This window comes from Kribbella sp. (assembly GCF_035655035.1).
Taxonomy (GTDB): domain Bacteria; phylum Actinomycetota; class Actinomycetes; order Propionibacteriales; family Kribbellaceae; genus Kribbella.
In genome coordinates this window covers 1-3,456 of sequence record NZ_DASRVN010000535.1, presented here as the reverse complement: position 1 = coordinate 3,456, position 3,456 = coordinate 1, and the positions used below count along the sequence as shown (strand labels likewise).

The window sequence follows — 3,456 nt, the reverse complement described above, 5'->3', positions numbered from 1 at the left end:
GAGGGGTACGCCGTCGCCGCCAGCACCCGTTCGAACCAGGGCGGCAAGGAAGGCCGGTCCCGGCACCGGGTGCTGCTCGTGCTGGCCGCGGCGGTGCTCGGCTTCCTGCTCGCGATCGCCGCCGCGCAGAACTACCGCAGCGCGCCCGAGGCGGAGAAACAGCGCAAGGAACTGATCGACCGGATCAACCAGGCCAACGACCGGCTGACCGATCTGCGCAACCACCAGGCCCAGCTGTCCGGCGAGGTGCGCGGGCTGCAGGCCAGCGGGCTGAGCAACGACAGTGCGGGCGCGGCGCTGCAGCAGAAGCTCGACGACCTCGAGCTGCAGACCGGTGCGATCGCCGTCACCGGGCCCGGGATCAAGGCCGTCATCGACGACGCGAAGAACGCCGACGCCAAGGAAGGCCGGCTGCTCGACGTCGACCTGCAGCAGCTGGTCAACGGCCTGTGGACGGCCGGCGCCGAGGCGATCTCGGTGAACGGCCACCGGCTCACGGCGCTGACCGCGATCCGCGGCGCGGGCAGTGCGATCACGGTCGACTACAGTTCGCTGACCCCGCCGTACACGGTGCTCGCGATCGGCGACACCGCGACGATGCCGGCCCGGTTCGCGCAGAGCTCCGGGGGGCAGTGGGTGCAGTACCTGGTCAGCAACTTCGGTGTCCGGAGCACGATCACGACGGAGGATTCCTTGCTGGTGCCGGCCGATGCGACGATCGCGTTGCGCTACGCGAAGGTGAGGCCGAGATGATCGCCGTACTCGGCCTGGTGATCGGGGTCGTGGTCGGCCTGCTGGTCGCACCCGACGTCCCGGAGTGGGCGCAGCCGTACCTGCCGATCGCGGTGGTGGCCGCGCTGGACGCGGTGTTCGGCGCGCTGCGGGCGTTCCTGGACGGGATCTTCGACGACAAGGTGTTCGTCGTCTCGTTCGTGTCCAACGTGCTGATCGCGGCGCTGATCGTCTACCTGGGCGACCAGCTCGGCGTCGGCTCGCAGCTGTCGACCGGCGTGGTCGTCGTGCTCGGCATCCGGATCTTCACCAACATGGCCGCGATCCGCCGGCACATCTTCCGGGCCTGATCATGAGCAACGACACCCCAGACACCCCCGGCCGGAAGAAGCCGGACGAGCAGCCCGTGCGGCCCCCCGAGACCCCGACGCCGATGCCGGCCCCCAAGCCGAAGACGCCGAACCTGGCTCTCCGCCGGCTGCGTTCCGGCTTCAAGCCGTCCCGCGGTCAGGCGATCGTCGCGATCGTACTGGCGCTGGTCGGCTGCGTCGCGGTGGTCCAGGTCCGGGTGAACCGGGCCGACGACGGGTACCAGAACGCCCGCCGCGAGGACCTGATCGCGATCCTCGACGGCCTCGGCCAGAACACCCGCCGCCTGGAGAGCGAGATCGCCGACCTGGAGGCGCGGAAGAACACGCTGTCCTCCAGCGCCGACAAGGCGCAGACCGCCCGCGAGCAGGCCGAGGCCCAGATCCGTACCCTCGGCATCCTGGCCGGCACCATGGCCGCGGTCGGCCAGGGGGTCCGGATCACGCTGAACGACCCGCAGGGCAAGATGACCTCGGGCAACCTGCTGGACGCGATCGAGGAACTGCGCGACGCCGGCGCCGAGGCGATCCAGCTCAACGGGTCGGTCCGCGTGGTGGCCAGTACGGACTTCGTCGACGATCCTCCGGGGATCCGGGTCGACGGCCAGAAGCTGACCTCGCCGTACGTCGTCGAGGCGATCGGGGAGTCCCACAACCTGGCCGAGGCGGCGAACTTCCCGGGCGGACTGGTCAGTGAGGTGACCGGACCGCAGATCGGCGGCACCGCCGAGGTGAACGAGTTGAGCAGCCTGTCGATCACCGCCTTGCACGCGCCGGAGGAGCATCGTTACGCTCGCCCGGCGCCCAGCCCTACGAAGTAGAAACGAGGACAAAGGTGTACCCCGAAGACCTGAAGTACACGGCCGAGCACGAGTGGCTGAAGGCCGGCGAGAACGGGCCGGTGCGGGTCGGCATCACCGACTTCGCGCAGGACCAGCTCGGTGACATCGTGTACGTGCAGCTGCCGGAGGTCGGCAGCACGGTGCGGGCCGGCGACGCCTGTGGGGAGCTGGAGTCGACGAAGAGCGTCAGCGACCTGTTCGCCCCGGTGAACGGCACCGTGACCGCCGTCAACGAGGCGCTCGCCGACCAGCCGGACCTGGTGAACAGCGACCCGTACGGCGAGGGCTGGCTGCTCGACATCGACGTCGAGGACGCCGCCGAGGTGGCCGCGCTGATGGACGCCGACGCGTACCAGGGCCAGCTCGACCAAGGCTGACGCCGGACTGATAGCGTTACCGGACCTCAACCGCTGGTCGAGGGTTGAGGTCCTCATCTTGTTCCAGCACGTCACACTGTCAATACGGGGTCTATCGAAAACGTCGCCGGACCACCGGCGATCGGGAGGATCACAGCATGCCGTTCTGCAACCAGTGCGGGCACGAGAACTCCGAGGGCAGCAGGTTCTGCTCGCAGTGCGGAGCGATGCTGCCTGGCGCGGACCGCCCCGCGGCAACTCCGGCGCCGCACCAGCCCGGCCAGCCGCAGCAGCAGCCGGGCGTCACCGACACCGCGATGCTGACCCCGATCGGCGCCGAGCCCGAGCCGGAGCAGACCGGTGAGCCGCTGACCGCCGATGACCAGGCCGCGGTGGGTGCGCTGCCGGCCGGGACGGCCCTGCTGATCGTCCAGCGCGGGCCGAACGCGGGCAGCCGGTTCCTGCTCGACGTCGACGTGGTCACCGCCGGCCGGCACCCGGACAGCGACATCTTCCTGGACGACGTGACGGTGTCCCGCCGGCACGCCGAGTTCCGCCGGGACGCGCACGGCGTGAAGGTCCGCGACGTCGGCAGCCTGAACGGTACGTACGTGAACCGGGACCGGATCGACGAGGTCATGCTGAACAACGGCGACGAGGTCCAGATCGGCAAGTACCGGCTGGTGTACTACGCCAGTGGCCAAGCCTGAGCCGTCCGGCGGCAGTCGCGGCATCGGTGAGGTGCTGCAGCTTCTGCAGGCCGAGTTCGCCGACGTCACGATCTCCAAGATCCGCTTCCTGGAGGCCGAGGGGCTGGTGACGCCGGCCCGGACGGCGTCCGGGTACCGGAAGTTCAGTGCCGCGGACGTCGACCGGCTGCGGTACGTGCTGGCCGCGCAACGCGACCAGTACCTGCCGCTGAAGGTGATCAAGGAACATCTCGGCGCGATCGACCGCGGCCTGCAGCCGGCCGCGGCAGGTCCGCCGGTCGCGCCGACGGCGTTGCCGCAGACCCCCGGGCAGCCGGTCGCCGAGGACTTCGATGCCACCGGCACCGAACTGCGGCTCACCCGGGACGAGCTGCGGACCGCGGCCGGCGTACCGGCCAGGCTCCTCGACGAGCTGGAGAGTCACGGCCTGGTGGTGGCCACGGGCAAC

Annotated in this window: 6 protein-coding genes; all 6 read left to right on the top strand. The window is 70.2% G+C overall.

The window, feature by feature from the left end:
* The coding region (locus VFF46_RS29200; RefSeq protein WP_325040438.1) for a DUF881 domain-containing protein at positions 1 to 753 on the top strand (753 nt) is incomplete at its 5' end.
* On the top strand, positions 750 to 1,082 hold the full coding sequence (locus VFF46_RS29195) for a small basic family protein (protein WP_132285273.1): 333 nt from the start codon (positions 750 to 752) through the stop codon (positions 1,080 to 1,082). The genes VFF46_RS29200 and VFF46_RS29195, both read left to right, overlap by 4 nt.
* A 2-nt stretch (positions 1,083 to 1,084) precedes the next feature.
* A complete protein-coding gene (locus VFF46_RS29190; protein WP_325040437.1) occupies positions 1,085 to 1,921 on the top strand; it encodes a DUF881 domain-containing protein in 837 nt (278 codons plus the stop codon).
* A gap of 14 nt (positions 1,922 to 1,935) precedes the next feature.
* A complete protein-coding gene (gene gcvH, locus VFF46_RS29185) occupies positions 1,936 to 2,319 on the top strand; it encodes a glycine cleavage system protein GcvH (protein WP_325040436.1) in 384 nt (127 codons plus the stop codon).
* 137 nt (positions 2,320 to 2,456) lie between these two features.
* Positions 2,457 to 3,008, top strand: a complete 552-nt coding sequence (locus VFF46_RS29180; protein WP_325040435.1) for an FHA domain-containing protein — start codon at positions 2,457 to 2,459, stop codon at positions 3,006 to 3,008.
* A partial coding sequence (locus VFF46_RS29175; RefSeq protein ID WP_325040434.1) for a MerR family transcriptional regulator occupies positions 2,995 to 3,456 on the top strand: 462 nt, incomplete at its 3' end. The genes VFF46_RS29180 and VFF46_RS29175, both read left to right, overlap by 14 nt.